This window comes from Rhizobium sp. CC-YZS058, assembly GCF_034720595.1.
GTDB lineage: Bacteria > Pseudomonadota > Alphaproteobacteria > Rhizobiales > Rhizobiaceae > Ferranicluibacter.
The window spans coordinates 1090013-1115528 of record NZ_JAYESJ010000001.1; the positions used below are offsets into that span (position 1 = coordinate 1090013).

The following is a 25516-nucleotide window of genomic DNA, read 5'->3' on the forward strand; positions in this document are numbered from 1 at the left end:
CTCCATCTCTAAGGTGGCGCCACTATGCACCGCGGGCGCCTTGTGCAAAATTCTCCAGGAATGCACGTCGGGTGGGAGATTTTGCACATTCTGGACTGGACCGACCTGCAATATCTCGCAGCCTTCGGGGCCGATGGTACCTTGTCCGGCGCCGGGCGCCGGCTCGGGGCCGACCATGCGACGGTTGCCCGCCGCATTGCGGCGCTGGAGGCGAAAAGCGGCGTCAAGCTCCTGGATCGCCGGGGCCGCCGGCTCGGCCTGACCGAGGCGGGGCGCCGCATTCTCGACCATGCCCGGCGCATGGACGAGGAGGCGCAGGCACTGTCACGCGCGCTGGCGGCGGAAAGCGGCACGCTCAGCGGCCATTTCTCGCTGAGCGCGCCGCCGCTCTTTTGCGCCGCCTGGATCGCGCCACACATCGGGCCCTTCCTTGCCGCCCATCCCGGCCTGACGCTGTCGCTCATCGGGGAAACGCGGATCACCTCGCTCGGCCGGGGCGAGGCGGATGTGGTGATGCGGATGGGTCGGCCGACCGAGGCGGCGCTGGTGGCGCGCAAGGCCGGCGAACTCGGCTACAGGCTCTACGCCCATGCCGACTATCTCGCCGCCACGCCCATGGCCAACCGACGCTATCTCCGTTTCGATCCCTCCCTCGGCGATCTGCCGCAGGACCGCTGGATGATGGAGATCGCCGGTCCGGGTGCGCCCGTTGCGATGACGAGCAATGATCTCGCCTGCCTGGCCGCGGCGGCGGAGAGCGGGGCGGGCATTGCCGTGCTGCCGGCCTTCGTTGCCCGGCGCTTCGCGCTCGTCGAGGCGGATCCGCAGCGGCGGGTCTTTCAGCGCGATGTCTGGATTGGCTGGCATGAGGATTGGCGGGGCCATCCGGCCATTGCGGCCATCGTCGCCTTTCTCGCCGAGGCTGTCTCAAGGGGTGTCGCCGAAGCTTGACCCCCTATCGCCGCACCTGTTAGGAGGCGCGCGTTCCCGCGTGCACGGAGGCCCCGTTCGCGCGGGACTTGCTTTTGCGCCATGGCGCGTGTCTCCACAGATCAAAAGGGCCGCCAGCATGACACATGCTCCCTCCGCGGTCGGATCGGCCCAGAAACTCGCGTTCTGGACGATACCGCTGTCCATTCTCGTGCTCGGCATGAAGCTGTCGGCCTGGTGGTTCACCGGGTCGGTCGCGCTTCTTTCCGATGGCCTCGAATCGATCGTCAATGTGGTGGCGGCCGTCATCGCCTTCGTCGTCATCGGCTATGCCGCCAAGCCGGCGGACGAGGACCATCCCTTCGGCCATCACAAGGCCGAATATTTCTCGGCCGTCATCGAGGGCGTGCTCATCGTCGTCGCGGCGCTGCTGATCGTCTACGAGGCCGTTCCGGCCGTTCTCGATCCGGCGCCAATCGAAGCCCCGACGCTGGGCCTCGCCATCAATTTTGCCGCCGGGGTCGTCAACGCCATCTGGGCGACGATCCTGATCCGGGCCGGCCGCGCCTATCGCTCGCCCGCCCTGACCGCCGATGGCCACCACATTCTCTCCGACGTCGTGACCTCGGTCGGCGTGCTCGTCGGCCTCATCCTGGCGATCGTGACCGGCTATACCATTCTCGATCCGCTGCTCGCCGTCGTCGTTGCCTGCAACATCCTGTTCCAGGGCTGGAAGGTGATCGCCGGTTCGGTCAACGGGCTGATGGACCGCGCTGTGCCGGCGGAGGAGGATGCGGCGATCCAGGCGGCGATCGCCGCCAATGCCGCAGGCTCGCTCGGCGTGCACGACCTCAAGACCCGTCAGGCGGCGGCGGTCATCTTCGTCGATTTCCATATGGTGGTGCCCGCCGACATGACCGTCGGCGAGGCGCATGATATTTGCGACCGGCTGGAAGAGGCGATCCGCGGCGTCAACGCGGCCGCGCATGTGGCCATCCATATCGAACCGGAGGGCGAAAAGGCCCACGGGATCCGCGTCATGGTGATGAAGGACTAGACCAATGAGCCAGACCGATGTTTCCGGGCTTTCGCAGCTCGGTCGTTCCGTGGAGACGCCGGCGAGCCCTGAGGCTGCCGTGCTCGAAAAGGTCCCGAGCACGCATGCCGGCACCGATTTCGTCGTGCGCTTCACCGCGCCGGAATTCACCTCGCTCTGCCCGATGACCGGGCAGCCCGATTTCGCGCATCTCGTCATCGATTATGTGCCGGATGGCTGGCTGGTCGAATCGAAATCGCTGAAGCTCTATCTGACCTCGTTCCGCAACCACGGCGCCTTCCATGAGGACTGCACGCTCGACATCGCCAAGCGGCTGGTCGATCTGCTGGCGCCCAAATGGCTGAGGATCGGCGCCTACTGGTATCCGCGCGGCGGCATCCCGATCGACGTCTTCTGGCAGACCGGAGCGCCGCCGGAGGGCGTCTGGCTGCCCGATCAGGGCGTGCAGCCCTATCGCGGCCGCGGCTGAGGAAACGGCGCGCGAGGCGCGCCGCCCGATCATGAACGCGAAGGCGGCGGCTCAGACGTCCATGCTGCCTGAATCGTCGCCGCCGAAGTCCTGGTCGAAGCCGGCATCCTGGTCGTAACCGGCATCCGACTGGCCGGCGTCATCGCTGACCTGCTGGAAGCCGCCGTCGTCGCCTTGCTCGTTCCGGTCGCTCGCCTCGGTGATGGCGTCGTCGCCATAATAATTGTTGATCACCGTCTCTTCGACGGGGAAACCGGCCGGAACGGCGTTGCCGAGGCCAAGGCCGGTCATGTGATTGGCGAAGAGGCCGCTCAGCGAATTGGCAAGCAGCATGCCGCCGGCCACGCCGGCCGCGGTGGTCATGGCCCCGCTCAGGAAGCCGCCGCCGCTGCGTCCGCCTCCGAACATGCCGCCGGCCGGAGCGCCGCCATAGCCACCGCCGCCATAGCCGCCTTGCGGTCCACCATAGCCGGGATCCGCAGAGCGGCCCCATGGACCGCCATAGCCTGGTTCTGCGGCGGCGCGCTGGCCATAGCCGGATGGCTGCGGACGCGGTGGCTGGGGCTGGCGGGGCGCCTCGCGGGAGCCGAAGATCGAAGAAAGAAACCCACCGCCCTCGTCCTGCTGGGGAGCGGCTGCACCCGCCTCGGCGCGGCGGAGCCGCTGCTCCAGCTCTTCGATGCGGGCCGCCGCGGCCTCGAGACCCTTTTCCTGCACGATCACTGCCTGCGCCAGATAATAGGGGGCGGAGGGTTCCTGGCGCACGGCCTCGGCAATCAGGGTCTCCGCTTCCCGGTCGCGTGGGGTGGCGGTGGCGGTCCTCACCCTGTCGAACAGGGCGGTCAGAAGCTGGCGTTCGTCCGGTGACATGATCCTGTCTCCTTGCGGGCGCGGATCAAGCCTTGCGCCCGGTCGGTTGAAACCGCAGCCCGGCGGCAGGCCGGGCCACGCGGGCTGCACTGCCCGTCAACGAGGTAGGGCGCGAAATCCGGCTTTTCAAAGCCGGACCACAATAGATTTCGAGGAGGCTGATACGCCGTCAGGCGGCAAGCAGCAGCGCAGCGCCGGCAAGCGCGGTCGCGCCGCCGAGGATGCGTGCGAGCAGGCCGCTGCCGAGCCGGCCGAGTGCCAGGCCGAGCCCGATGCCGGAGAGATGCAGGACAGCCGTGGTGGCGACGAAGCCGAGACCGAAAGCGAGCGGATCGGCCGAGCCGAGCTCGCCGCCATGGGCCGCGCCATGGAAGAGCGCGAAGATGGCCACCACGCCGGCCGCCGCCGCAACCGGCAGCCGCACGGCCATGGCGACGAGAAGGCCGAGCGCGACGATCGAAGCAAGGATCGCCGGCTCGATGAAGGGCAGGGAGACGCCGGCCAGCGCAAGCCCGAAGCCGAGCGCCATCACGCCGACGAAGGCCGCCGGCACGGCGAGGATGGCCCGCCCGCCGCGCTGGGCGGCCCAGAGGCCGACGGCGATCATCACGAGAACATGGTCGAGCCCGGACAGGGGATGCAGCGCGCCATGGGCAGCGTCGCTCAGCGCGGTGCCATGCGCCACGGGATCGATATGGGCAAAGGCCGGCGCGGCGGTCAGCATCAGCGCGGTAAGCGCGAGGCCGGAGAATCGGGCGGTCAGGTGTCGTGTCATGGCGGGGTCCCCTGGGCGGAGGGCGCAGCGGGAGGAGGGGCCGCGCCCGTGTGATCACGCCGCCATCCTATCGGCCCACCTGCCTCTGTCCATACGGCAAATGACGCGGATCGGCGGATCGCCCGTGCATTAGCCTTGATCGGCCTTCACCGCATCTCGCACATTGTCATCCTCGGCGAGAAGCCTTATCTCACAGCAGCACACGCCACGACGATCCGCGGGAGAACGCGCATGAACGAAGACGAAGACGACAAGAAGACGGAACTGCCTTTGGGCAAGGAGACCGAGGCGAACCTGTTCAAATCGCGGTCGATCTTCATCTATGGCGGCATCAACCAGGAACTGGCGCAGAAGGTCTGCTCGCAGCTCGTGGCCCTGTCGTCGGCCAGCGACGAGGACATCCGGATCTTCGTCAATTCGCCGGGCGGCCACGTCGAATCCGGCGACAGCATTCACGACATGATCAAGTTCGTGAAGCCGAAGGTCTGGATGATCGGCACCGGCTGGGTCGCCTCCGCCGGCGCGCTCATCTATGTTGCGGCTCCGAAGGAGCGGCGCCTCTGCCTGCCGAACACCCGCTTCCTGCTGCACCAACCCTCGGGCGGCACCCGCGGCATGGCGTCGGACATCGAGATCCAGGCCCGCGAAATCATCAAGATGAACGAGCGCCTCAACCGCATCTTCGCCGATGCGACGGGCCAGCCGATCGAAAAGATCGCCAAGGACACCGACCGCGACTACTGGCTCTCGGCCGAAGAGGCCAAGACCTACGGTCTCGTCTCGAAGATCATCAGCAATCAGGGCGAAATCGGCGCCTGAGCCGCTCGTCCGTCCCTGTTTCGAACCCCGTCGGCCCTGTCGGCGGGGTTTTTTCACGGATTCAAACTGGCAAAGCCGCCCTCAGTCCGGCCGCCAGGCAATCGCGCCCTTCAGCCGTTCATGCGCATCCGCGGCGATCGGGACGACGAGAACCCGGGTCAGGTCCACCGGTCCGGGAAAGCTCAAGGCCTTGAACGCGACAGGCTCGAAGCCGAGCGGCTGGTAATAGGGCGGATCACCGATGAGGATCACCGCTTCCGAACCGCGGCGCCGGCCGGCCTCCACGGCGATGCGGACCAGTTCGCGCCCGATCCCGCGGTTCTTGTGCGAGGGGCGTACGGCGAGCGGCCCGAGCAGGTGCCCCTTGACGCCGCCGGCGATGACCGGCGTCATGCGGACCGAGGCGATCGTTTCGCCATCATCGGTGCAGACGAAGGATAGGGCGCGATCATGGGGCCCCTGTTCGCGAATGCGCGCGGCGGCGCGAACGTGACGACCGGGCCCGAAGGCTTCTTCGTTGATCAGTTCGATGATGGCGTCGTGTGAAGAGTCTTCCGTCAGATAGACGAGATCGTGCTTTGGCATGAACATGGGAAACCCGGGAAGCGGAACGAAAAAGGACGTGAAGCGGCACCCGACAGGGTGCGTCGGTCAATCAGCGTCGTCGTTCGGTACCCTTGCGGTTCATCAGCCTGCAGCCTTTCATGGAATGCGCGTGGCCGATAGCAGATAATTCCGCTCCCTCCAAGCGAAAACGCAGCGTTCACCGCAGGACACCTGTCGCGCCTGCCCGGATACGCTATCCTCCCTCCTCTCGCGCCGCCACGGGCAGGGCGCTGATTGAGGAGGAGCGATCCATGGGCATGCTGGTCGAGGGCGTCTGGAAGGATGTCGGCTACGACACGAAATCGACGGGCGGACATTTCAAGCGCTGGAATTCCGCCTTCCGCAACTGGATCACCGCCGATGGCCAGGCTGGCCCGAGCGGCAAGGGCGGCTTCAAGGCGGAAGCGGGGCGCTACCATCTGATCGTCTCGCTCGCCTGTCCCTGGGCGCACCGCACGCTGATCTTCCGCGCTCTCAAGGGTCTTGACGACCTGATCAGCCTGGCGATCGTCGATCCGCACATGCTGGAGAACGGCTGGGCGTTCAAAGGCGTCGAAGGCGGCACGCTGGATCCCCTGTTCGACGCCGGCGCTCTCTGGGAGATCTATACGAAGGCCGAGCCGGCCTATTCCGGCCGGGTGACGGTGCCCGTGCTCTGGGACAAGGCGGAAAACACTATCGTCTCCAACGAATCGGCCGAGATCATCCGCATGTTCAACTCAGCCTTCGACGGGCTCACGGGCTCGACGCTGGATTTCTATCCCGAACCCCTGCGCGGCGAGATCGATGCGCTCAATGCCAGGATCTACGATGCCGTCAACAATGGTGTCTACAAGGCCGGCTTCGCCAGCACGCAGGATGCCTATGCGCAGGCTGTTACCGCGGTTTTTGCCATGCTGGACGAGCTGGAAGAGAAGCTGTCAGGCCAACGGTACCTGGTCGGCAACCGACTGACCGAGGCCGACTGGCGGCTCTTCACCACGCTCATCCGCTTCGACGCGGTCTATGTCGGCCACTTCAAGTGCAACATCCGCCGGCTGGCAGACTATCCGAATCTGAGCGCCTATCTGAAGGATCTCTACCAGGTGCCCGGCGTGGCCGAGACGGTGAATTTTCACCACATCAAGACTCATTATTACGCCAGCCACCGCTTCATCAATCCGACCGGCATCGTGCCGCTCGGTCCCATCCTCGACCTCGACACACCGCATGGGCGGGAAAGGCTCGGCTGAGCCTTACCAGTAAGCCTCGGGCGCGCGCTGGCCGCCGAGCTCTGACAGGCGTCGCCGCGTCGCCGGGGTCGTCGTATCCGGCAGGGTATCGAGCGCGAAGAAACCGCTTTCGATGATCTCCCGGTCCGGCGCCCGCGGCGCGGTCTGCGTGACGCCGCGGCAGATATAGAGAAGAACATGGTCGCGCTTGCTGCCGCGCGTGTTGAAATAGACCGCGAAGAGCTCCGGCGCAGCGCCTAGGCGCAGGTTGCCCTCCTCTCGGATCTCCTTTTCCATGGCCATGAAGGCTGTTTCCCCGCGCTCCACCCCGCCACCCGGCATATGCCAGCCGGCCACATAGGAATGGCGAACGAGGAAGATGCGGCCTTCCGCGTCGAAACAGGCGGCGCGGACGCCGAGCGTCATGGCGCGCGACCAGGCAAAGTACTGGTGGAGAAGCCGCGTCAGCAGTCGCTCGCGCAGGCTGATCGGGTCTTTGGGTCGCTCGGTCATGGCACTGCGCCTCGGCATGGGGAAAAGGGAGGGGGCGTGATACCATTTTTACCCGGATGCGCTAGGTAACGGGCATGTTCAAGCTCGCCCATATCTCCGATATCCATCTCGGACCGCTTCCGGACCTCTCCGTGAGGGAGCTCTTTTCCAAGCGCATCACCGGCTTCATCAACTGGCATCGCAACCGCCGCAGCCACATGGCCGGCGATACGCTGAACGTCCTGATGAACGAGATCGACCGGATCGATCCCGACCATCTGGCGATCACCGGCGACATGGTAAACCTCGCCTCCAAGCGCGAGATCGCTGCCGTATCGGACTGGCTGACGGCCGCGGGCCAGCCGGACCAGATCTCGGTCATCCCCGGCAATCACGATGCCTATGTTCCGGGCGCCTATGAAAAGGCGACCAAGGCCTGGTACCCCTATATGCGGGGCGAGGCGGGCCCGGCGGAATGGGACGAGGAGTTCCATTGCTACCCCTATCTCCGCGTGCGTGGTCCGGTCGCCATCATCGGCTGTTCGACCGCGGTCGCGACGCCGCCCTTTGCGGCCAGCGGCTATTTCGGCCGGCGCCAGGCGCGCGAGACCGTCAATCTGCTCAGGGCGGCGGGCGAGGCAGGGCTGTTTCGCGTCGTGCTCATCCACCATCCGCCGATCCGCGGCGCGACCCCGATGCACAAGCGCATGATCGGCATCCGCCGCTTCGGCGCCGTGGTGTCCACCGGTGGGGCGGAGCTGGTTCTTCACGGCCATACGCATCTCAACACGGTCTACCAGCTGCGCGGACAGCGCAAGCCGGTGCCGGTGGTCGGCATCGCCTCGGCTTCGCAGGGGCCGGGCGGGTCGAAGCCGCCGGCCTCCTTCAACCTCTTCTCGATCGCCGGCAGCCCGGGCCAATGGAACCTGACGCGGGAACGGTTCGAACTGACGGCCGGGCCTTCGCTCGGCGCGAGCTCCACCGTGCGCCTGGCCGAAACGACGCGGTTCTAGAATGGCCTGCGCGCTCTCATGGCGCGCGCCCCGCAAAATTCGGTGATGCGGCAAGCGGCGGGTTGCGCCGGTCGCGGCAATGGAGTCATATCTTGAAACGCCGTGCCTTGAGGCAGACGCGGTTTTGAGTTGCGAGGAACCCAGCAAGGCTGACGGATCGAGCCCCGCCCTTTGGCGAGCGGCCGGCGCGGGGGTCTTGAAGGACATGGAACGGTCATGCGCCCTGCACCAGATGCGAAGGATTTTCGGCGGGAGCTTTCGAGCCTGCTGCCACGGCTGCGCCGCTTCGCGCTGACGCTGACGCGTGACGGCGGTGAGGCGGATGCGCTGGTGGAGGAAGTCTGCAACCGTGCCATCGGCCAGCCCGGCGGCTGGGATGGACGCGGCCGGCTGGACGGCTGGATCTTTGCGCTTGCCCGCGCGGTTCACGGTGAAAAACCGCCGGCCTGGCGCGAGGCTCTCGCTGCGCTGGCACAGGGGGGCCAGGGAACGGAGGGGCCCGGAAGCGAAATCCGGGCGCTGATCCTCGCTCTGCCCGACACCTATGCCAGCGTCTTCCTGCTGGTCGATGTCGAGCGCTACAGTTATACCGAGGCAGCGGCGGTCCTGGATCTCGCGCCGGAGCAGGTCGCCAAAACGCTGTGCGCCGCCCGGCTGCGCCTGGCCAATATGACCGCAGCCTCCAGCATGAGAAGGGCCTGATCTTTGGCAAGGGCAGACGGAGTGGCGCTCGAGGAACGGCTGTCGGCCTATCTGGACGGTGCGGTGGACGAGGCGGAACGGGCAGCGCTGGAGCGCCTGATCGCGCGTGACGAGGAGGCCCGTCGCCTGCTCGACCGGTTGAAGACCGGCATTGCCTTCGGGCGCACTGCCATGGATGGCGTCCTCAACGATCCCGTGCCGCTTTCGCTGGTGCGCCGCATCCGCCAAGGCGTGGACGTGACGCCACGCACCGAGCGCGTCGTCGGTGCGCCGAAGAAGAAGCGGTCGAAACTCTGGCCCAAGCTGCTTGGCGCCTCGTTCGGCATGCTGTTCGTCGGCGGATTGGCAGGCTACCTGATCGGCAGCACGGCGGACGACCGGGCGCCGCTCGCCGATCTCGGCCGGGCCGATGCACGCGGCTGGCTGGACGATATCGCCAACATGCACCGGATTTATGTCCGCCAGCAGCGCCACCTGGTCGAGGTTTCCGGCAACGAGCGGGAGGAGATCCGCTCCTGGCTGACAGGATCGACCGGCATCCCCTTCGCGGTTCCGGACCTGACCCGCAGCGGCCTGACCTTCCAGGGCGCACGGCTGATCGTGGTCGAGGGCCAGCCGACCGGGCAGCTCTTCTATGTCGACACGAGCGGCGACGTCTTTGCCATCTACTTTCTGAAGATCGGCATGGCCGACAGCGAGGGTCGGGTCAGCGAGACCATGCGCGACGATCTGGCCATGATCTCCTGGGCAACGCCCTCAGGCTCCTTCGCCGTGGTGGGCCCTTCTGCGGCGGCGCGCCTGCGCCAGCTCGCGGACACCATTTTCGACGAAATCTAATTGGGCTTCGACGGAATCTGAGATAGGCACTGCCTCAGCCGGCCAGCCCGTCGCGCAGCGCCGCGTCGGCCTTCTCGTAATGCTCTTCCTTGATCTGCCCGCTGATGGCCGCGAAGGCGGCGGTCAGTACGGCGATATCGTCGGAAAAGCCGATCAGGGCGACGAAGTCCGGCAGCACGTCGAAGGGCAGCACGAAATAGGCGAGCGCGCCGAGCAGGATGCCGCGCGTGCGCAGCGGCGTCTTCGGATCGAAGGCGCAATAATAGGCGGCCACCAGATCGCGGGCGAAGGGGATATGGCGGATCGCGCGCTTGAGCGTCGGCCAGAAGCGCCTCTCGACGCGGCGGGCCTTGGCATCCTGTTCGCTCTTTTCGCCGGGCAGCAGGATCTCGCCGATCTTGACCTCGTCCAGACCGCTCTTGGCATCGGGCATGGAAGCTTCCTTTGTTGCTGGTTCTGACGGCAATATGGGGGAGGGTGCGCGCAATTCAAACCGGAGGATGCATCAGGCGAGGCAGGCAGTCGCCGCGGCGTCCATGCGCGCGGCCAGGCTGAAATCACGCTCCGTCAGCCCGCCGGCATCATGCGTGGTCAGCGTGACCTCCACCCGGCCATAGACATTAAACCATTCGGGATGATGGTCGAGCTTTTCGGCGGCCAGTGCGGCCTGGCTCATGAAGCCGAAGGCCTCGACGAAGGTCTTGAATCGGAACGTCCGCTCGATTGCCGTACCCTCCCGGGCGAGCGTCCAGCCGGGGAACGAGGCCAATTCTTCAGCAAGTGCGGCCGGGTCCAGTTTTTCGGGTTTCGCCATCGGGTCACTCCTTCTATGCATGCCCCGGAAGATCATCGCGACGGGAAGAGTTGCATGCGTCCACCGCCCATCCGCATTCTTTTCGTCTGCCTCGGCAATATCTGCCGCTCGCCCATGGCCGAGGGTATCGCCCGGCATCTCGCCGCGGAAAGCGGCGCGCCGCTCCTTTTCGATTCGGCCGGCACGGGCCGCTGGCATATCGGCGATCCGCCGGATCCGCGGGCCATCGCCACCGCGCGGGGCAAGGGGGTCGACATCGCCACGCTGCGCGGCCGGCAGGTCGGCGTCGAGGATTTCTCGCGCTTCGACCTGATCCTCGCGCTCGACCGCAGCAATTGGACGTCGCTGAAGGCGCTGGCGCCGACCGGTGCTTCCGCGCGCTTGGCGCTGTTCATGGAGGAAACGCTCGGCCGGTCGGAGGACGTGCCCGATCCCTATTTCGGTGCGGAAGACGGGTTTGAGACCGTCTACAGCATGCTCTTGGACGGCTGCTCGGCACTGATCGAGAAGCTGGCGCCGCGCGGCTCGTGAAGGGAGAACACCTCTTCCGTAAGATACGGCCCGCCGCCGACCGAATCGCGCGAGGAGAGCAGCACGAAACGCGACACCGTGAACGGGTTGGTCATGAAGCCGCCGCGGCCGGAAAGATAGGTCACCACATCCTCGACGCGGGAGGAGCGCAGCCGCGCAAGCGTGACATGCGGGGTAAATTTGCGCGGATCGGCGGGCAGGCCCACCCGCTGGCAGATCCGTTCGATTTCGGCCTGGAGCTGGAAAAGCTCGGGCGGAGTCGAGACGCCGGCGAAGACGGAATGGGGCTTCTTGGAGCCGAAGGCGCCGGTTCCCGTCAGCTGCAGCTGGAATTCCGGCCGCTCGATGCGGTCGAGCCGGTCGACCACCTCGTCGGCGGTGCGTCCATCGACATCGCCGATGAAGCGCAGGGTGATGTGGTAATTCTCGACGTCGATCCAGCGGGCGCCGGGCAGTCCACCTCGCAGCAGTGAGAGGCTCATGGCCGCATTGCGCGGTATTTCGAGGGCGGTGAACAATCTCGGCATGGCGAGGTCTCCCCGAATGTTGCGACAGACGTCAGCCGATCATGCTTGACGGCCTGACGCAACTGGTAATTCGCACCTGCAATATTTGTCCACGATGATTAACGAAGGCTGAAGAACCCCCTCGTTTGTCTTCACGAACCGAGCCTCTGCAGAAACCGCTCGACCGAAGGAAGCATGCGCGCAACCATCTGGTCGACCCCCTTGGCATTGGGGTGCATGCCGTCCTCGAGCTTCAAACCGGCGTTCTCCACAACGCCATCCAGGAAAAACGGGTAGAACTCGACGCCATAGGTTTTCGCCAGTTCGGGATAGATGGCGTTGAACCTGTCGGCATAATCGCCGCCCATGTTCGGCGGAGACAACATTCCAACGAGGAGGACCGGAATATTGCGGGCCTTCAGCTTCTCGAGCATGGCCACCAGGTTCTTGCGGGTCTCTTCGGGTGCGATCCCGCGCAGCGCGTCGTTCGCGCCGAGTTCGAGAATCACGCCGCGCGTGCCGTCCGGCACCGACCAGTCGATCCGCGCGAGACCGCCGGAGGTCGTGTCGCCTGAGACGCCGGCATTCGTAACTGTCACATCGTGGCCCTTGGCCTTCAACGCCTGTTCGAGCTTGGCCGTAAAGCCCTCGTTTTGGGGAAGCTGGTAGCCGGCCATCAGACTGTCGCCGAAGCCGACGATCGAAAGCGGAGCCGCGCGCGAGGGCAGGGCGGCGGCGATCAACATCGCGAGAGCGGTGATGAAAACCGGGATCAAGCCTTTCAATCGCATCGCGTCACTCCTAAATCGCTTCCACTGAGCAGATGCAGCATCACATCATATAGGGCGGCGGCGCGTGGCAAAAACCATGATCGAACTGAAAAATGCGGATCTGACGCTCGGCAGCGCCGCAGCCTCCGTCCATGTGCTGAAGGGGATGACGCTGTCGATCGAGGCTGGCCAGTCCGTCGGCATCGTCGGTCCGTCCGGGTCCGGCAAATCGACCCTGCTGATGGTGCTTGCGGGGCTGGAGCGCCTGGATGGCGGCGAGATCACCATCGACGGCACGGCGCTTCAGGGGCTGAGCGAGGACCAGGTGGCCGAGTTCCGCGGCCGCAACATCGGCATCGTCTTCCAGTCTTTTCATCTGATCCCGAACATGACGGCGCTCGAAAACGTCGCCGTGCCGCTGGAGCTCGCCAATGTTGCGGACGCCTTTGCGATCGCGGCGCGCGAGCTGACCGCCGTCGGGCTCGGGGCACGGCTTTCCCATTATCCCGGCCAGCTTTCGGGCGGCGAGCAGCAGCGCGTGGCGATTGCCCGGGCATTGGCGCCATCGCCCAAGCTTTTGATCGCCGACGAGCCGACCGGCAATCTCGATGCCGAAACCGGCCGTCAGATCGCCGATCTGCTCTTCTCCAAGCAGAGCGAGCGCGGCATGACGCTGCTTCTCGTCACCCATGACCCCAGCCTCGCCGCGCGCTGCAGCCGCCAGGTCAAGGTGCGGTCGGGCGAGATCGTCGATGACGGCACTGCCGCTCTCCGCAGCCCCGCCGAGGCGATCCGCGCATGAGCGGCCGCTCGCTGTCGGCCCCGGCGTTGCGGCTGCCCAATCTGCGGCTCGCCTTCCGTCTTGCGCTGCGCGAGATGCGCGGCGGCTTGCGCGGCTTCTACATTTTTCTCGGCTGCATCGCGCTCGGGACGGCGGCGATTGCCGGCGTCAACTCGCTGTCCCAGTCGATCACCGGCTCGATCGCCGCCCAGGGGCAGGAGCTTCTGGCCGGCGACCTTCGATTCGAGCTCAACAACCGCGAGGCAAGCGACGCCGAGCGGACCTTTCTTGCGGAAAAGGGCCAGATTTCGCTGACTTCGGGCCTGCGCTCCATGGCCCGGCTGCCGGATGGCTCCAATCAGGCGCTGGTCGAGCTCAAGGCGGTCGACGCCGCCTATCCGCTCTATGGCGCGGTGGAAAGCACGCCCTCCGCCCCGCTCGCCACGCAACTGGCGGCGCGGAACGGGGTTTACGGCGCGCTCGTTGCGCCGCTGCTCATCGACCGGCTGGGCGTCAAGGTTGGCGACGAGATCCTGATCGGCAATGCCCGGCTGCGGATCTCCGGCACCATCGCCCGGGAGCCGGACGCGGTATCCGACGGCTTCGGCTTTGCCCCGCGGCTCATGATCTCCGATGCCGCGCTTTCCGCCAGCGGCTTGGTGCAGACCGGCAGCCTGGTCGAATATGGCTACAAGCTGAAAGTGGCCGATCCGAGCGCCGTGCCGGCCATTCGCGCGGAGGCCGAGCGCGCCTTTCCGGAGGCCGGCTGGTCGATCCGCTCCTCGCGCAATGCCGCCCCCTCGCTGACCGCCAACATCACCCGCTTCTCGCAGTTCCTGACGCTCGTCGGGCTGACGGCGCTCATCGTCGGCGGGGTCGGGGTTGCCAATGCGGTGCGCGCCTATCTCGATGGAAAGCGGGCCGTCATCGCCACCTTCAAGTGCCTCGGCGCCCCGGGTGTGCTGGTCTCCACCATCTATCTCATCCAGATCCTGCTGATCGCCGCCATCGGCATTGTCATCGGGCTCGTGATCGGGGCGCTGGTGCCGCCGGTCACCGGCTACTTCCTTCAAGATGTGCTGCCGGTCTCGACCGGTGCCGCGCTCTACCCTTCGGCACTCGCCCTGGCGGCGCTGTTCGGCGTGCTGACAGCGCTGGCCTTCGCACTTCTGCCGCTCGGCCGGGCGCGGTCGGTTCCGGCCACGGCCCTGTTCCGCGACCAGGCGATCGGCCCGGCCCGCAGGCCGGCCTGGGCCTATCTCGGCGGCGCCTTTGCAAGCCTGGCGGCGATCGCCTTGCTGGCGGTCTTCACAGCCGAGGAGCGGCGGATCTCGCTGACCTTCCTGGGGGCCATTCTCTTCGCCTTCGTCGTGCTGCGCGGCGTGTCCTGGCTGGTGCAGTGGGTGGCGCGCCGGGCGCCGCGCGTGTCTTCGCCGGCCTTGCGACTGGCCATCGGCAATATCCATCGCCCGGGTGCGCTCACACCTTCGGTCGTGCTGTCGCTCGGGCTTGGCCTGGCGCTGCTCGTTACCCTGGCGCTGATCGACGGAAACCTGCGCAACCAGCTGACCGGGACGCTGCCCGAGCGGGCGCCCAATTTCTTCTTCGTCGATATCCAGGGCAGCGAGATCGACGGCTTCCGCGGCTTGCTGCAGCGGGAGATGCCGGAGGGCAAGATCATCGAGGTGCCGATGCTGCGCGGCCGCATCCTGGCCTTCAACGGCGAGGATGTGGCGACCCGCGAGGTTCCGGCCGAAGCGCGCTGGGTGCTGCGCGGCGACCGCGGCATCACCTATGCGCAGAACATCCCGGACAACTCCACGCTGGTCGAGGGGGACTGGTGGCCGAAGGACTATGCCGGCGAGCCGCTCGTCTCCTTCTCCGCCAATGAGGGCAAGGAGCTGGGGCTCAAGCTCGGCGATACGGTGACGGTCAACGTGCTCGGGCGCAACATCACCGCCCGCATCGCCAATTTCCGCACGGTGGAGTGGGAATCGCTGTCGATCAATTTCGTCATGGTCTTTTCGCCCAACACCTTTGCCGGGGCGCCGCATGCCTGGCTGGCGACGATCATCGACCCCTCGGCCACGGAAGCGGAAGAGGCGGCTGCGCTGAAGGCCATAACCAACACCTATCCGACGATCACCAGCGTGCGGGTCAAGGACGCGCTCGATATCGTCAATACGCTGCTCGGCCAGCTGGCGACGGCCATCCGCGCGGCGGCCGCCGTGGCGCTGGTCGCCTCGGTGCTGGTGCTGGCCGGGGCGCTGGCTGCCGGCAACCGGGCGCGGCTGCATGATGCGGTGGTGCTGAAGACCCTGGGCGCGACGCGGGCGACGCTGATCCGCGCCTTCTGCTACGAATATGCGATGCTCGGCCTCTCCACGGCGCTCTTCGCGCTGTTTGCCGGCGGGGTGGCGGCCTGGTTCGTCGTCTCGCGCATCATGACGCTGCCGTCCACCTTCCTGCCGGACGTGGCGGTTGGCACCATTGGCGCGGCCTTGGTGCTCACCGTCGGCATCGGGCTCGTCGGCACCTGGCGGGTGCTCGGGCAGAAGGCGGCGCCGGTACTGCGCGACCTGTAGTCTCCGCCAACGGCAAGGGCCCGCGCGACGGATGACAAATTGGTCATGTGGGCCCGCCTTTGCCCGGCGGGCCTTGTGATTTGGCCGAGCCGGGCCCATATTCTCCCTCAGGCATGCTGAGCCCCGCAGCGGCGCCTGGGAGGGACGTGGTCTTTTCGGATCCCCCCTCAACCTCTCGTCCATCGGGGCTTGAAAGGGAAACCATGGCTGATTTTCGCAATCTCCGCACGCAGGCCGCAGCCGGCCGGGCGGGCGCCGCGATCGATGAAGGCCTTCGCAGCTACATGCTGCGCGTCTACAACCTGATGGCGCTCGGCCTCGCCATCACCGGCGTCGCCGCCTTCGGCGCGTTCCAGCTGGCTTTTAACAATGGTGAACTGACCGCGTTCGGCCAGGCGATTTATGTAAGCCCGCTCAAATGGGTAGTCATGCTGGCGCCGCTGGCGATGGTGTTCTTCCTGAGCTTCCGCATTCACAAGATGAGCGTGGCGGCCGCGCAGACCACCTTCTGGATCTATGCCGGCCTGATGGGCCTGTCGCTCTCCTCGATCTTCCTGGTCTATACCGGCCAGAGCATCGTGCAGACCTTCTTCGTGACCGCCGCCTCCTTCGGCGCGCTGTCGCTGTTCGGCTACACGACGAAGCGTGATCTCTCGGCCATGGGCTCGTTCCTGGTCATGGGCCTGTTCGGCCTGATCATCGCCTCGCTGGTCAATCTGTTCCTGCAGTCATCGGCCGTCACCTTCGCCATCTCGGCGATCGGCGTGCTGATCTTTGCGGGCCTGACCGCCTGGGATACGCAGCGCATCAAGGAAATGTATTTCGAAAGCGATGGCGTGGAAACCGCCGGCCGCAAGGCGATCATGGGCGCGCTGACGCTCTATCTCGACTTCGTCAACCTCTTCCTGTTCCTGCTGCGCTTCCTCGGCAACCGCAACTGATCGACCAGGCATCCGGGCTCCGGCTGGATGGAAAACTTCGGAAAGGCGGCTTCGGCCGCCTTTTCTCGTTTCAGCCAGTCCTGCGCAGACCCGCGGGCGCATCGGCTTGATTGGCTGACGAGAGTGTGGGAGAGGGACGACGCTTCTCAGGCCTGTCCAAGGACCATCTCATGCCCGCCTTTACCCTGCGCGACGCCACGCTTGCCGATCTCCCCGCCATCACCGCCATCTACAGGGAGTCCGTGCTGAATGGCGTGGCGACCTATGAGATCGCCGTGCCGGACGAGGCGGAGATGACCAATCGCTTCTCCACCGTCACCGGGCTTGGCTATCCCTATACGGTGGCCGTAGACGAAGCGGGTCTGGTGCTCGGCTATGCCTATGCCTCCGCCTTCCGCCTGCGCAGCGCCTATCGCTTCCTGGTCGAGGATTCGATCTATCTTTCGCCGGACGCACGGGGCAAGGGCATCGGCCGCGTCCTGCTCGACGATCTTATCCGCCGTTGCACGGCGCTCGGCTTCCGTCAGATGGTGGCGGTGATCGGTGGCGCGCATCCAGCCTCGATCGGCGTTCATCGCGCCGCCGGCTTCGCGCTGTGCGGCACCATGCCGGGAACGGGCCTCAAATTCGGCCGCTGGCTGGACACGACGATCATGCAGCTGGCGCTTGGCGAGGGAAACACGACCATTCCCGAGCCCGATGTCTATCCGGATACGCTCTATCGCAGCTGACGGGATCGTCCCCGCCTTTCCATCACCATGCCATCGCTCTCTCCCTTAGAAGGAAGAGAGGTCCTGTTTGCACGAGATCTGCAAGCAACGCCGTCCTGCGCTGGAAGGACCGCCAACGCATGGTTGAAAGAGGAAAAAGTTCCTATGCTTCATGGAAAAGAGTCTTCTCCAAGGCGCGTTGACTCTTTCTTCAGCTTCTGGAATCAATAAGAACATAAAGTGAACACGCAGACAGGAGCTGACCGCCATGGCTGAAAAGGCTGTGCCGCGGGAGACGGTGCGCGCCTTGCGCGATGCCATCGCCCGACTGGAGAGAGGCACCGGAACGCGCGCCACTGAGCGGGCCGGCGAGGAGGCGGGCTTTGGCCGCCCGCCGCTGGATCCGGCTGCCACCGTGCTGCGCGAAGAGGGCATCAGCAAGGCAAGGGCCGAGCCGGTTCTGCCGATCGGCGTTCCTGCGCTCGACGAGGCGCTGGCGGGAGGCCTGCCCCTGCGCGGCATGACGGAGATCCGCGTCAGCGAAACCCGCGATGCGGGCGCCGGTATCGGCTTCACCCTGGCGCTCGCCGCGCTCTGCCAGGCCCGCCGGCGCGAGGGCGGCGAGCTCGGTCCGGTTCTCTGGATCGCTGAAGGCATGGCGCTGAAGGAAGCCGGGGCTCCCTATGGCGTCGGGCTTGCCGGCCATGGGCTCGATCTGTCGCGGGCACTGATCTCCGGTCCGAGAAGCCTCAAGGAGGCGCTGTGGATCGCCGAGGCTGCGCTCAACTTTTCGGTCTTTGCGGCCGTGGTTCTCGAAATGCGCGGCAATCCCGCCGCTCTCGGTTTTCAGGAAAGCCGGCGGCTGCAGGTGCGCGCGCGCGCCGGCAGCGTGCCGCTGCTGCTCGTGCGTCAGGCGGGGGAGGAGGAAGCGAGCGGCGCGCTCTTTCGCCTGGCCGTTCTGCCCGCGCCGGCCGCTGCCCGCCTTCTGCCCGATGGTCGCCCGCTGGCCGGCAGCATCGGCAACCCGGTCTTCCATGTTGTCGCGGAAAAAAGCCGCGCCTTCGCCCCTGTCGACGCCTATCTGGAATGGAGTGCTCATGAGCGCCGCTTCTATCCCCTCGCACCGCTTGGCAGCCTCGCCCCGGTCGACGCACAGCCTGTTTCGCCCGGCGCAGCGCATCCTGTCGCTCCACTTTCCGCATCTGCCGACGGATCGGATCGCGCGGGCGCGCTGGGGGCGGTCGTGGCTTTCAAGCGGGCGTCCTGACCATCCGCCGATCGTCTTTTCCGCCAAGGAGAACAATGCCATGCGCATTGTCGCGCTCGATGGCCACGCCGAAAGCCTGAAGCTTGCCCGCGGCCAAGGCATTGCCGAGGCCCGCGCCATGCATCCCGATCTGGAGGTGCTGCCGGCCGATCCGCTTGCCGATGCCGCCTTCCTGAACGCGCTTGCCGACTGGTGCGACCGCTATACGCCGCTGATCGCGCTCGACGGCACGGATGGGCTGCATCTCGATATTACCGGCTGCGCCCATCTCCACCGCGGTGAGCAGGCGCTGATCGACGATGTGCTGGCCCGGCTCTTCGAGCTCGGCGTGGAAACCCGCGGCGCGATCGCCTCTTCCGCGGCGCTCGCCGGCGCCCTGGCCCGCCAGGGGAGGCAGGGGGTGGTGGCGCCGGGGGAGGAAGAGGCCGCGCTGGCGCCCTTGCCGGTTGCGGCCCTTCGTCTGCCCCAGCCCACCGTTGATCTTCTCGTCCGCCTCGGCCTCACCCATGCCGCCGATCTCCTGCAGGCGCCGCGCGCCGCGCTTGCCCGCCGCTTCGGTCCCGTGCCCATTCTCCGGCTCGACCAGGCGCTGGGGCTCGACGAGGAGCCGCTCTCGCCGCGCCGGCCGGTCGCCAGCCTGTCGGTGGAGCGGCGGCTGGCCGAGCCGGTCTCCAGCGAGGAGGATATTCTGGGCCTGGCGCTGAAGCTCGCCGAAGGGCTGAGGACGCGGCTCGAGGAGCGGGCCGAGGGGGGGCGCCTGTTCGAGCTCCTGCTCTTTCGCGTGGATGGCAAGGTCTTCCGGCTGAAGGCCGGCACCTCGACGCCGCTGCGCGATCCACCGCGCATCGCCGCGCTCTATCGCGAGCGGCTGGCCGCCGTGCATGATGCGCTGGATGCCGGTTTCGGCTTCGAGATGCTGCGGCTCTGTGTGGTCAAGGCCGAGGCCTTTGCCGCCGTCCAGGACGATTTTTCCGGCCGGCCGGACCAGGGGCGCTCGCTTGCCGATTTCGCCGATCGCGTCATGGCCCGTTTCGGAGCGGACAGCCTCCTGGTCAGCGTGCCCGTCGCCAGCCATGTGCCGGAGCGCGCCGCGCCGATCCGGCCGCTCGGAGACTGGCTGGCAGAGTTGGGCCAGCCGGTTGCCCGGGCGCTCGGTGGCGCCGCCGCGCCGCGCCGGGATCTCTCCGCCTTCCTGCCGGCCGGGCGCAGCCTGCCGTCCGACGATTGTCCGGCCTGGCCGATCGAGAGCCTGCCGGTGCGGCCGCTGCGCCTGCTCAAGCATCCAGAACCGGTCGAGGTGCATGCGGCCCATGTGCCGGATGGGCCGCCGGAGCGCTTTTCCTGGCGGCGCGCCGTTTACCGCGTGACGCGGGCGGAAGGGCCGGAGCGGATCGCCGCCGAATGGTGGATCGATGGCGAGGCGGCGCCGACGCGCGATTATTTCCGCATCGAGGACGAGGCCGGCCGGCGGTTCTGGATGTTCCGCAACGGATTGTTCGGGCGCGAATGCGCCCATCCCGGCTGGTTCATGCACGGCATCTTCGCATGAGCCCGGCGCCCGACCCGCTTTTCTACGAAGTCGGGGTGCGCACGCATTTCTCCTTTCTCGAAGGGGCGTCGAGCGCGGAGGAACTGGTGGTCTCCGCCAAGATGCTCGGCATTGCCGGGCTCGGCATCGCCGATCGCAACACGCTGGCCGGCGTCGTGCGCGGCCATGCCAAGGCCGGCTTCGAGCGCAGCCGCTACCAGCCGGGCGCCCGGCTGGTCTTTGCCGATGGTACGCCGGATATTCTCGCCTATCCGCGCAACCGCGCCGGCTGGGCCCATCTCTGCCGCCTGCTCAGCGCCGGCAATCTGCGCAGCGACAAGGGCAGCTGCACGCTGTTTCTGGACGATCTTCTGGAGTGGCAGGCGGATCTGCAGCTGATCCTGGTTCCCGGCCCGGCCCCGATCGACTGGGCGGCGCTGAAAGCCTGCCTGGCAAGGCTGAAGGCGGCGGCGGGCGACCGGCTCTATCTCGCGCTCGTGCCGCGCTATGACGGGTTCGACCGGCTGCATCTGGAAAGCCTGATGACGCTTGCGCGCGACTTCGGCCTGCGCCCCATCGCCACCAATGACGTGCTCTATCATGAGCCCGGCCGCCGGCCGCTGGCCGATGTGGTCACCGCCATTCGCGAGCATGTGACGGTGGCGCAAGCGGGCCTGCGGCTTGCCGCCAATGCCGAGCGTTTCCTGAAGAGCCCGGCGGAAATGGCGCGGCTCTTTCGCGATTGTCCCGAGGCGCTCGCCAATACCCGCCTGTTCTTCAAGGGGCTGCGCTTCTCGCTCGACGAGCTCAAGCACAATTATCCCGACGAGACCGGCCCCGGCGAAACCCCGGCCGAGGCGCTGAAGCGCCGCGTGCGGGAAGGGGCGGCCGTGCGCTATCCCGACGGCGTGCCGGAGAAGGTGGAGCAGCAGCTCGCCTACGAGCTGGAGCTGATCCACGAAAAGCAATACGAGCCCTATTTCCTCACCGTCGATCGCATGGTCGCCTTTGCGCGCAGCAAGGGTATTCTCTGCCAGGGGCGCGGCTCGGCCGCCAATTCCTCCGTCTGCTTCTGCCTGGGCGTCACCGAGGTGGATCCGATCAAGTTCACCCTTCTCTTCGACCGCTTCCTCTCGCGCGACCGCGACGAGCCGCCCGATATCGACATCGATTTCGAACATGCCCGGCGCGAGGAGGTGATCCAGTTCCTCTACCGCACCTATACGAAGGAGCATGCGGGGCTGGCGGCGGCCGTCATCAGCTATCGCGCCCGCTCGGCGGGCCGCGAGGTGGCCAAGGCCTTCGGCTTTTCCGAGGACGTGCAGGCAGCCCTTGCCGGCTCGATCTGGGGCTGGTGGACTTCAGGGTTCACGGAGGACCAGGCCAAGGCCGCCGGGCTCGACCTTGCCGATCCCACCGTCTCGCGCCTCTTCACCTATGCCGGCATGCTGATGGATTATCCGCGCCATCTGTCCCAGCATGTCGGCGGCTTCGTCATCACCCGCGACCGGCTGGACGAGATCGTGCCGATCATGCCGACCGCCATGCCCGATCGCTACATGATCGAATGGAACAAGGACGATCTCGACGTCCTCAACATCCTGAAGGTCGACGTGCTGGCGCTCGGCATGCTGACGGCGCTCGCCAAGGCCTTCACCCTGCTCGAGACCCATTACGGCAAGCAGAAGGTGCTGCGGGAGATCTTCGAAACCGAGGATCCGAAGGTCTACGACATGATCTGCCGCGCCGATACGATCGGCGTCTTCCAGATCGAGAGCCGGGCGCAGATGAGCATGTTGCCGCGTCTCCGGCCGCGAAAATTCTACGACCTCGTCATCGAGGTGGCGATCGTGCGGCCGGGACCGATCCAGGGCGACATGGTCCACCCCTATCTCAAGCGCCGCGAGGCGTTCCTGCGCCATGGGGTCGAGCCGGATTACGCAAAGCCGGAGCTGAAAAGCGTGCTGGAGCGCACGCTCGGCGTGCCGCTGTTCCAGGAACAGGCCATGCAGATCGCCATCACCGCCGCCCATTTCACCCCCGCCGAGGCCGACAAGCTGCGCCGCGCCATGGCAACCTTCCGGCGCACGGGGCAGGTGGCCAATTTTGAGCTGCGGATGATCGAGGGCATGGTGGAGAACGGCTATGAGCGGGAGTTCGCCCAGCGCTGCTTCAACCAGATCAAGGGGTTCGGCGAATATGGCTTTCCCGAAAGCCATGCCGCTTCCTTCGCGCTGCTCGTCTATGCCTCCTCCTGGTTCAAGACCTTCTATCCCGATATCTTCTGCGCAGCGCTCCTCAATGCCCAGCCGATGGGCTTCTATGCGCCGGCCCAGCTGGTGCGCGATGCGCGCGAGCACGGGGTCGAGGTGCTGCCCGTCGATATCAATCATTCCGATTGGGAAACGCTGCTGGAAGCCGGGCAGGCCTTCGACAGGAGGCGGATCGACCCGCGTCACCGCGCCATGCAGGATGTGATCCTGACCGAGCGCAGCGTCCGGCTCGGCTTTCGAATCGTCAAGGGCCTGCGGGAAACCGACATGGCGGTGCTGACCGCCCGCCGCGGGGCCGGCTATCGCTCGGTGCATGATCTCTGGGTCCGCTCCGGCCTCAGCCGCGCGGTGCTGGAGCGGCTGGCCGATGCCGATGCCTTCCGCTCGATCGGGCTCGACCGGCGCCGGGCGCTCTGGGCGGTCAAGGCGCTGGACGAGAAAGGGGCGGCCGAGCGGCTGCCGCTCTTTGCCGGGGTCGAGGAGGATCTGATCGCCGATCCCGCCGTGGCCCTGCCGGAAATGCCGCCCGGCGAGCAGGTGGTGCATGATTACCGGGCGCTGACCCTGTCGCTGAAAGCCCATCCGGTGTCCTTCATGCGCGAGGTCTTCGCCCGTGCCGGCGTCGTCACCACCCGGGCCCTTTTGGAAACCCGGCCGGGCCGGCGCGTCACCGTTGCCGGCCTCGTGCTGGTGCGCCAGCGGCCGGGCACGGCGCAGGGCGTGATCTTCATGACGCTCGAGGACGAAACCGGTGTCGCCAATGTCATCGTCTGGAAAACCGTCTTCGCGCAATACCGGCCGGTGGTCATGGGCGCGCGTCTGGTCAAGGTCACCGGCCGCCTGCAGAGCCAGAGCGGCGTCATCCATGTGATCGCCGAGCGGATCGAGGACATGACCGCGGCGCTCGGCCTGCTGAAGGGCGAGGAACGGCGCTTTGCGGTCAACGAGCGGGCCGACGAGGTGCTGCGGCCGATGATCGACCAGCGCCAGAAACAGGCGCAGGCTGCGCGCCAGGCTGCGCGCGAGGTCTCCGCCGCCGGAGCCGGGCAGACGGAGCCGGATCGGGACCAGGCGAAATCGAACGAGGCGAAATCGAGCGAGGTGGGGGCGAGCGAGGCGCTGGCCCGCAAGGCTGCCGCCTCCAGCTTCGGCACGCCGCGCCAGAGCGACCGGGCGCTGCCGGAACCCTCGCTCTTCGATCAGGCGGAAACCGCCCGCGTCATGCCCAAGGGGCGCAATTTCCACTGAGGCGAGAGGACGCCGGCAACGCCGCCGCCGCCATCTGCCGGCCGGGGAGGCTGGAACCTCAAAAACCTGGCGAATAGTTGAACGGATCGCTCCGCTTTTGTTTCTTGACAAGGAATGTCCGCTTTTGGTTTAATCCCTGCATATCCTTCATCGCATACGGGCTCGACGGCCATGCTGGTTTGCAGCTGCAACTTCATTTCGGAAAAAGAGATCGTGGACACGATCACGGCCCTCCTGGACGAGGACTGTTGGCAACTGATCGTGCCGGCCAAGGTCTATCACGCCATGCAGAAGCGCGGCCGCTGCTGCGGTTGCTTCCCGAATGTCGTCGACATCATCATCCGCACCACCGAAAAATATCATGCCGCGACGCACTCGACGGATGACAAGATTGTTGCCTATATTAGCCGCCTGAAAGAATTCCACGAGGAAAACAGGAGAGCGGAACTTGAAAGGCGACATCAAGGTCATCGAGCGGCTTAACGAAGCTCTGTATCTGGAGCTTGGAGCGGTCAACCAATACTGGCTGCACTACCGTCTTTTGGAAGACTGGGGTTACACGTTGCTTGCCAACAAGGAACGGGCCGAGTCGATCGAAGAGATGCATCATGCGGACCGCATCATCGCCCGCATCATCTTCCTGGACGGACATCCGAACCTGCAGACCGTCGGTCCGCTGCGCATCGGGCAGAATGTCAAGGAAGTGCTAGAGGCCGACCTGGCCGGCGAATATGACGCCCGCAGTTCCTACAAGATCTCCCGCGACGTCTGTCACGCGGCCGGCGACTATGTGTCGATGAAGCTGTTCGAGGATCTGCTGACCGACGAGGAAGGCCATATCGACTTCCTGGAAACCCAGCTGCAGCTCTTCAATTCGATCGGCGCCGAAAAATACGGCCAACTCAACGCCGCCTCCGCCGACAAGGCCGAAGCGCCGTCGAAGGATTGAGCACGGGCAATCGGAGAGGCAGCGCCCCTGTCTCTCCGAACGTCGTACCGCGCTGATAGACGGGATTTAAGTGGTTTGTCGCAAGATCTCGTCGGCACGACGCCGAGCGGATCCGTTCGGACGACACGAGATACAGTCGACCCTCTGTCAGTTTCTGACATTTCAAGCATGCATCGATCTGGCGCCAGTATCCTTAAGATGGTAAGCTATTACTATCTTAGAGGAGGGTGGTCATGGCCAAGATTACAGGGACAGCGAAGGACAATAGACTCGAGGGATCGAAGAACAACGACCTGATTTCCGGCGGCGGGGGCAATGACAGGATCTCCGGCCATCAGGGCGACGATGTCATCGGAGGCGACGCCGGCAATGATCGCATCGGCGGCGGTCAGGGCCATGACATTTTGACGGGCGGAGCCGGTAAGGACATCTTCGTCTTCCGCAGCTTTGCATCGAAGGACAGCGACCATGTCACCGACTTCACAGCCAAAACGGACAAGCTGCAGTTCGACTCTCTGATCTTCAAGCTTGAGATCGGCAAGCTGGACCCCGACGCCTTTTTCGCCGGCACGAAAGCGCGCGATGCCGAGGACCGTTTTGTGTATGATCAGAAGACCGGCAGGCTCTATTTCGACGACGACGGAACCGGCGCCCATGCCCAGAAGCTGGTGGCTATTCTCGACAACCACGCCAAACTGTCGGTGGGTGATTTCATCATCAGCTAGAGCGTGTCCAGCCGAGGCTTGCTCGTCTTGGCGCCGGACAATGTGAAAAGACCGCTGGGTCCCTTACGCGCAGCGGCGCCGGGCTCATGCAGGTTGCCGCGCGATTT

Annotated in this window: 27 protein-coding genes; 19 read left to right on the forward strand and 8 right to left on the reverse strand. The window is 66.0% G+C overall.

Annotation, left to right across the window (positions count from 1 at the left end; all coding sequences use genetic code 11):
• The first annotated feature begins 81 nt into the window (after positions 1-81).
• The 3 genes from U8330_RS05270 (at position 82) to queF (ending at position 2456) form a co-directional block, all read left to right on the forward strand.
• A complete protein-coding gene (locus U8330_RS05270) occupies positions 82-951 on the forward strand; it encodes a LysR family transcriptional regulator (protein WP_323104081.1) in 870 nt (289 codons plus the stop codon).
• A 118-nt stretch (positions 952-1069) separates the two neighbouring features.
• Entirely contained in the window at positions 1070-1987 is a 918-nt protein-coding gene (locus U8330_RS05275) for a cation diffusion facilitator family transporter (RefSeq protein WP_323104082.1), read from the forward strand.
• Positions 1988-1991: 4 nt separating this feature from the next.
• Complete coding sequence (queF, locus tag U8330_RS05280) at positions 1992-2456, forward strand: preQ(1) synthase (RefSeq protein ID WP_323104083.1); 465 nt, start codon at positions 1992-1994, stop codon at positions 2454-2456.
• A 51-nt stretch (positions 2457-2507) separates the two neighbouring features.
• Here queF and U8330_RS05285 read toward each other — a convergent pair whose 3' ends face one another.
• Entirely contained in the window at positions 2508-3326 is an 819-nt protein-coding gene (locus tag U8330_RS05285) for a DUF2076 domain-containing protein (RefSeq protein ID WP_323104084.1), read from the reverse strand.
• A gap of 169 nt (positions 3327-3495) precedes the next feature.
• Positions 3496-4101 carry a HupE/UreJ family protein gene (locus tag U8330_RS05290; protein WP_323104085.1) on the reverse strand — a complete coding sequence of 202 codons (606 nt, stop codon included), beginning with the start codon at positions 4099-4101 and terminating at the stop codon, positions 3496-3498.
• Between the two features lie 231 nt (positions 4102-4332).
• Between U8330_RS05290 and U8330_RS05295 the strand changes: the two genes are divergently transcribed.
• Positions 4333-4920, forward strand: a complete 588-nt coding sequence (locus U8330_RS05295) for an ATP-dependent Clp protease proteolytic subunit (protein ID WP_323104086.1) — start codon at positions 4333-4335, stop codon at positions 4918-4920.
• 81 nt (positions 4921-5001) lie between these two features.
• Here the strand turns inward: U8330_RS05295 and U8330_RS05300 are convergent, their stop codons facing one another.
• Entirely contained in the window at positions 5002-5505 is a 504-nt protein-coding gene (locus tag U8330_RS05300; protein ID WP_323107179.1) for an N-acetyltransferase, read from the reverse strand.
• Positions 5506-5777: 272 nt separating this feature from the next.
• Here U8330_RS05300 and U8330_RS05305 point away from each other — a divergent pair, with 272 nt between their 5' ends.
• Complete coding sequence (locus U8330_RS05305) at positions 5778-6758, forward strand: glutathione S-transferase family protein (RefSeq protein ID WP_323104087.1); 981 nt, start codon at positions 5778-5780, stop codon at positions 6756-6758.
• A 3-nt stretch (positions 6759-6761) separates the two neighbouring features.
• Here the strand turns inward: U8330_RS05305 and U8330_RS05310 are convergent, their stop codons facing one another.
• Complete coding sequence (locus U8330_RS05310; protein ID WP_323104088.1) at positions 6762-7250, reverse strand: NUDIX domain-containing protein; 489 nt, start codon at positions 7248-7250, stop codon at positions 6762-6764.
• 74 nt (positions 7251-7324) lie between these two features.
• On the opposite strand from U8330_RS05310, the gene U8330_RS05315 reads away from it, so the two are divergent.
• The 3 genes from U8330_RS05315 (at position 7325) to U8330_RS05325 (ending at position 9781) form a co-directional block, all read left to right on the forward strand.
• Positions 7325-8242 carry a metallophosphoesterase gene (locus U8330_RS05315; RefSeq protein WP_323104089.1) on the forward strand — a complete coding sequence of 306 codons (918 nt, stop codon included), beginning with the start codon at positions 7325-7327 and terminating at the stop codon, positions 8240-8242.
• A 216-nt stretch (positions 8243-8458) separates the two neighbouring features.
• Positions 8459-8944: an RNA polymerase sigma factor gene (locus U8330_RS05320; protein WP_323104090.1), complete on the forward strand. Its 486-nt coding sequence runs from the start codon at positions 8459-8461 to the stop codon at positions 8942-8944.
• A gap of 21 nt (positions 8945-8965) precedes the next feature.
• Positions 8966-9781 carry an anti-sigma factor gene (locus tag U8330_RS05325; protein ID WP_323104091.1) on the forward strand — a complete coding sequence of 272 codons (816 nt, stop codon included), beginning with the start codon at positions 8966-8968 and terminating at the stop codon, positions 9779-9781.
• Between the two features lie 34 nt (positions 9782-9815).
• Here the strand turns inward: U8330_RS05325 and U8330_RS05330 are convergent, their stop codons facing one another.
• The gene (locus U8330_RS05330; protein ID WP_323107180.1) at positions 9816-10193 is read right to left on the reverse strand and encodes a YkvA family protein; all 378 of its coding nucleotides are present in this window, start codon (positions 10191-10193) and stop codon (positions 9816-9818) included.
• A gap of 93 nt (positions 10194-10286) precedes the next feature.
• Positions 10287-10595: a 4a-hydroxytetrahydrobiopterin dehydratase gene (locus U8330_RS05335; protein ID WP_323104092.1), complete on the reverse strand. Its 309-nt coding sequence runs from the start codon at positions 10593-10595 to the stop codon at positions 10287-10289.
• A gap of 54 nt (positions 10596-10649) precedes the next feature.
• Here U8330_RS05335 and U8330_RS05340 point away from each other — a divergent pair, with 54 nt between their 5' ends.
• Complete coding sequence (locus tag U8330_RS05340; protein WP_323104093.1) at positions 10650-11126, forward strand: low molecular weight protein-tyrosine-phosphatase; 477 nt, start codon at positions 10650-10652, stop codon at positions 11124-11126.
• Here the strand turns inward: U8330_RS05340 and thpR are convergent.
• Both thpR and U8330_RS05350 read right to left on the reverse strand, forming a co-directional pair.
• Entirely contained in the window at positions 11063-11653 is a 591-nt protein-coding gene (gene thpR / locus U8330_RS05345) for an RNA 2',3'-cyclic phosphodiesterase (protein ID WP_323104094.1), read from the reverse strand. The two genes, U8330_RS05340 and thpR, sit on opposite strands and share 64 nt — an antisense overlap.
• 131 nt (positions 11654-11784) lie before the next feature.
• On the reverse strand, positions 11785-12423 hold the full coding sequence (locus U8330_RS05350) for an arylesterase (RefSeq protein ID WP_323104095.1): 639 nt from the start codon (positions 12421-12423) through the stop codon (positions 11785-11787).
• Positions 12424-12487: 64 nt separating this feature from the next.
• Between U8330_RS05350 and U8330_RS05355 the strand changes: the two genes are divergently transcribed.
• The 10 genes from U8330_RS05355 to U8330_RS05400 all read left to right on the forward strand — a co-directional run bounded on the left by U8330_RS05355 (position 12488) and on the right by U8330_RS05400 (position 25409).
• The gene (locus tag U8330_RS05355; RefSeq protein ID WP_323104096.1) at positions 12488-13204 is read left to right on the forward strand and encodes an ABC transporter ATP-binding protein; all 717 of its coding nucleotides are present in this window, start codon (positions 12488-12490) and stop codon (positions 13202-13204) included.
• Positions 13201-15768, forward strand: coding sequence for an ABC transporter permease (locus U8330_RS05360; RefSeq protein WP_323104097.1), 2568 nt, complete (start codon positions 13201-13203; stop codon positions 15766-15768). The genes U8330_RS05355 and U8330_RS05360 overlap by 4 nt, the downstream gene beginning before the upstream one ends.
• Positions 15769-15971: 203 nt before the next feature.
• Positions 15972-16709: a Bax inhibitor-1/YccA family protein gene (locus U8330_RS05365; RefSeq protein WP_323104098.1), complete on the forward strand. Its 738-nt coding sequence runs from the start codon at positions 15972-15974 to the stop codon at positions 16707-16709.
• Positions 16710-16879: 170 nt separating this feature from the next.
• Complete coding sequence (locus U8330_RS05370; protein ID WP_323104099.1) at positions 16880-17440, forward strand: GNAT family N-acetyltransferase; 561 nt, start codon at positions 16880-16882, stop codon at positions 17438-17440.
• Between the two features lie 247 nt (positions 17441-17687).
• Positions 17688-18686, forward strand: a complete 999-nt coding sequence (locus U8330_RS05375; protein WP_323104100.1) for a hypothetical protein — start codon at positions 17688-17690, stop codon at positions 18684-18686.
• Positions 18637-20235 (forward strand): DNA polymerase Y family protein, encoded by a 1599-nt coding sequence (locus U8330_RS05380; protein WP_323107182.1) that lies wholly within the window; start codon positions 18637-18639, stop codon positions 20233-20235. The genes U8330_RS05375 and U8330_RS05380 overlap by 50 nt, the downstream gene beginning before the upstream one ends.
• Entirely contained in the window at positions 20232-23735 is a 3504-nt protein-coding gene (locus U8330_RS05385) for an error-prone DNA polymerase (protein ID WP_416236820.1), read from the forward strand. The genes U8330_RS05380 and U8330_RS05385 overlap by 4 nt, the downstream gene beginning before the upstream one ends.
• Before the next feature lie 171 nt (positions 23736-23906).
• Complete coding sequence (locus U8330_RS05390; protein WP_323107183.1) at positions 23907-24218, forward strand: (2Fe-2S)-binding protein; 312 nt, start codon at positions 23907-23909, stop codon at positions 24216-24218.
• Positions 24184-24684: a bacterioferritin gene (bfr, locus tag U8330_RS05395; RefSeq protein WP_323104101.1), complete on the forward strand. Its 501-nt coding sequence runs from the start codon at positions 24184-24186 to the stop codon at positions 24682-24684. The genes U8330_RS05390 and bfr overlap by 35 nt, the downstream gene beginning before the upstream one ends.
• A gap of 233 nt (positions 24685-24917) precedes the next feature.
• A complete protein-coding gene (locus tag U8330_RS05400; protein WP_323107185.1) occupies positions 24918-25409 on the forward strand; it encodes a hypothetical protein in 492 nt (163 codons plus the stop codon).
• The last annotated feature ends 107 nt before the right edge of the window (positions 25410-25516 follow it).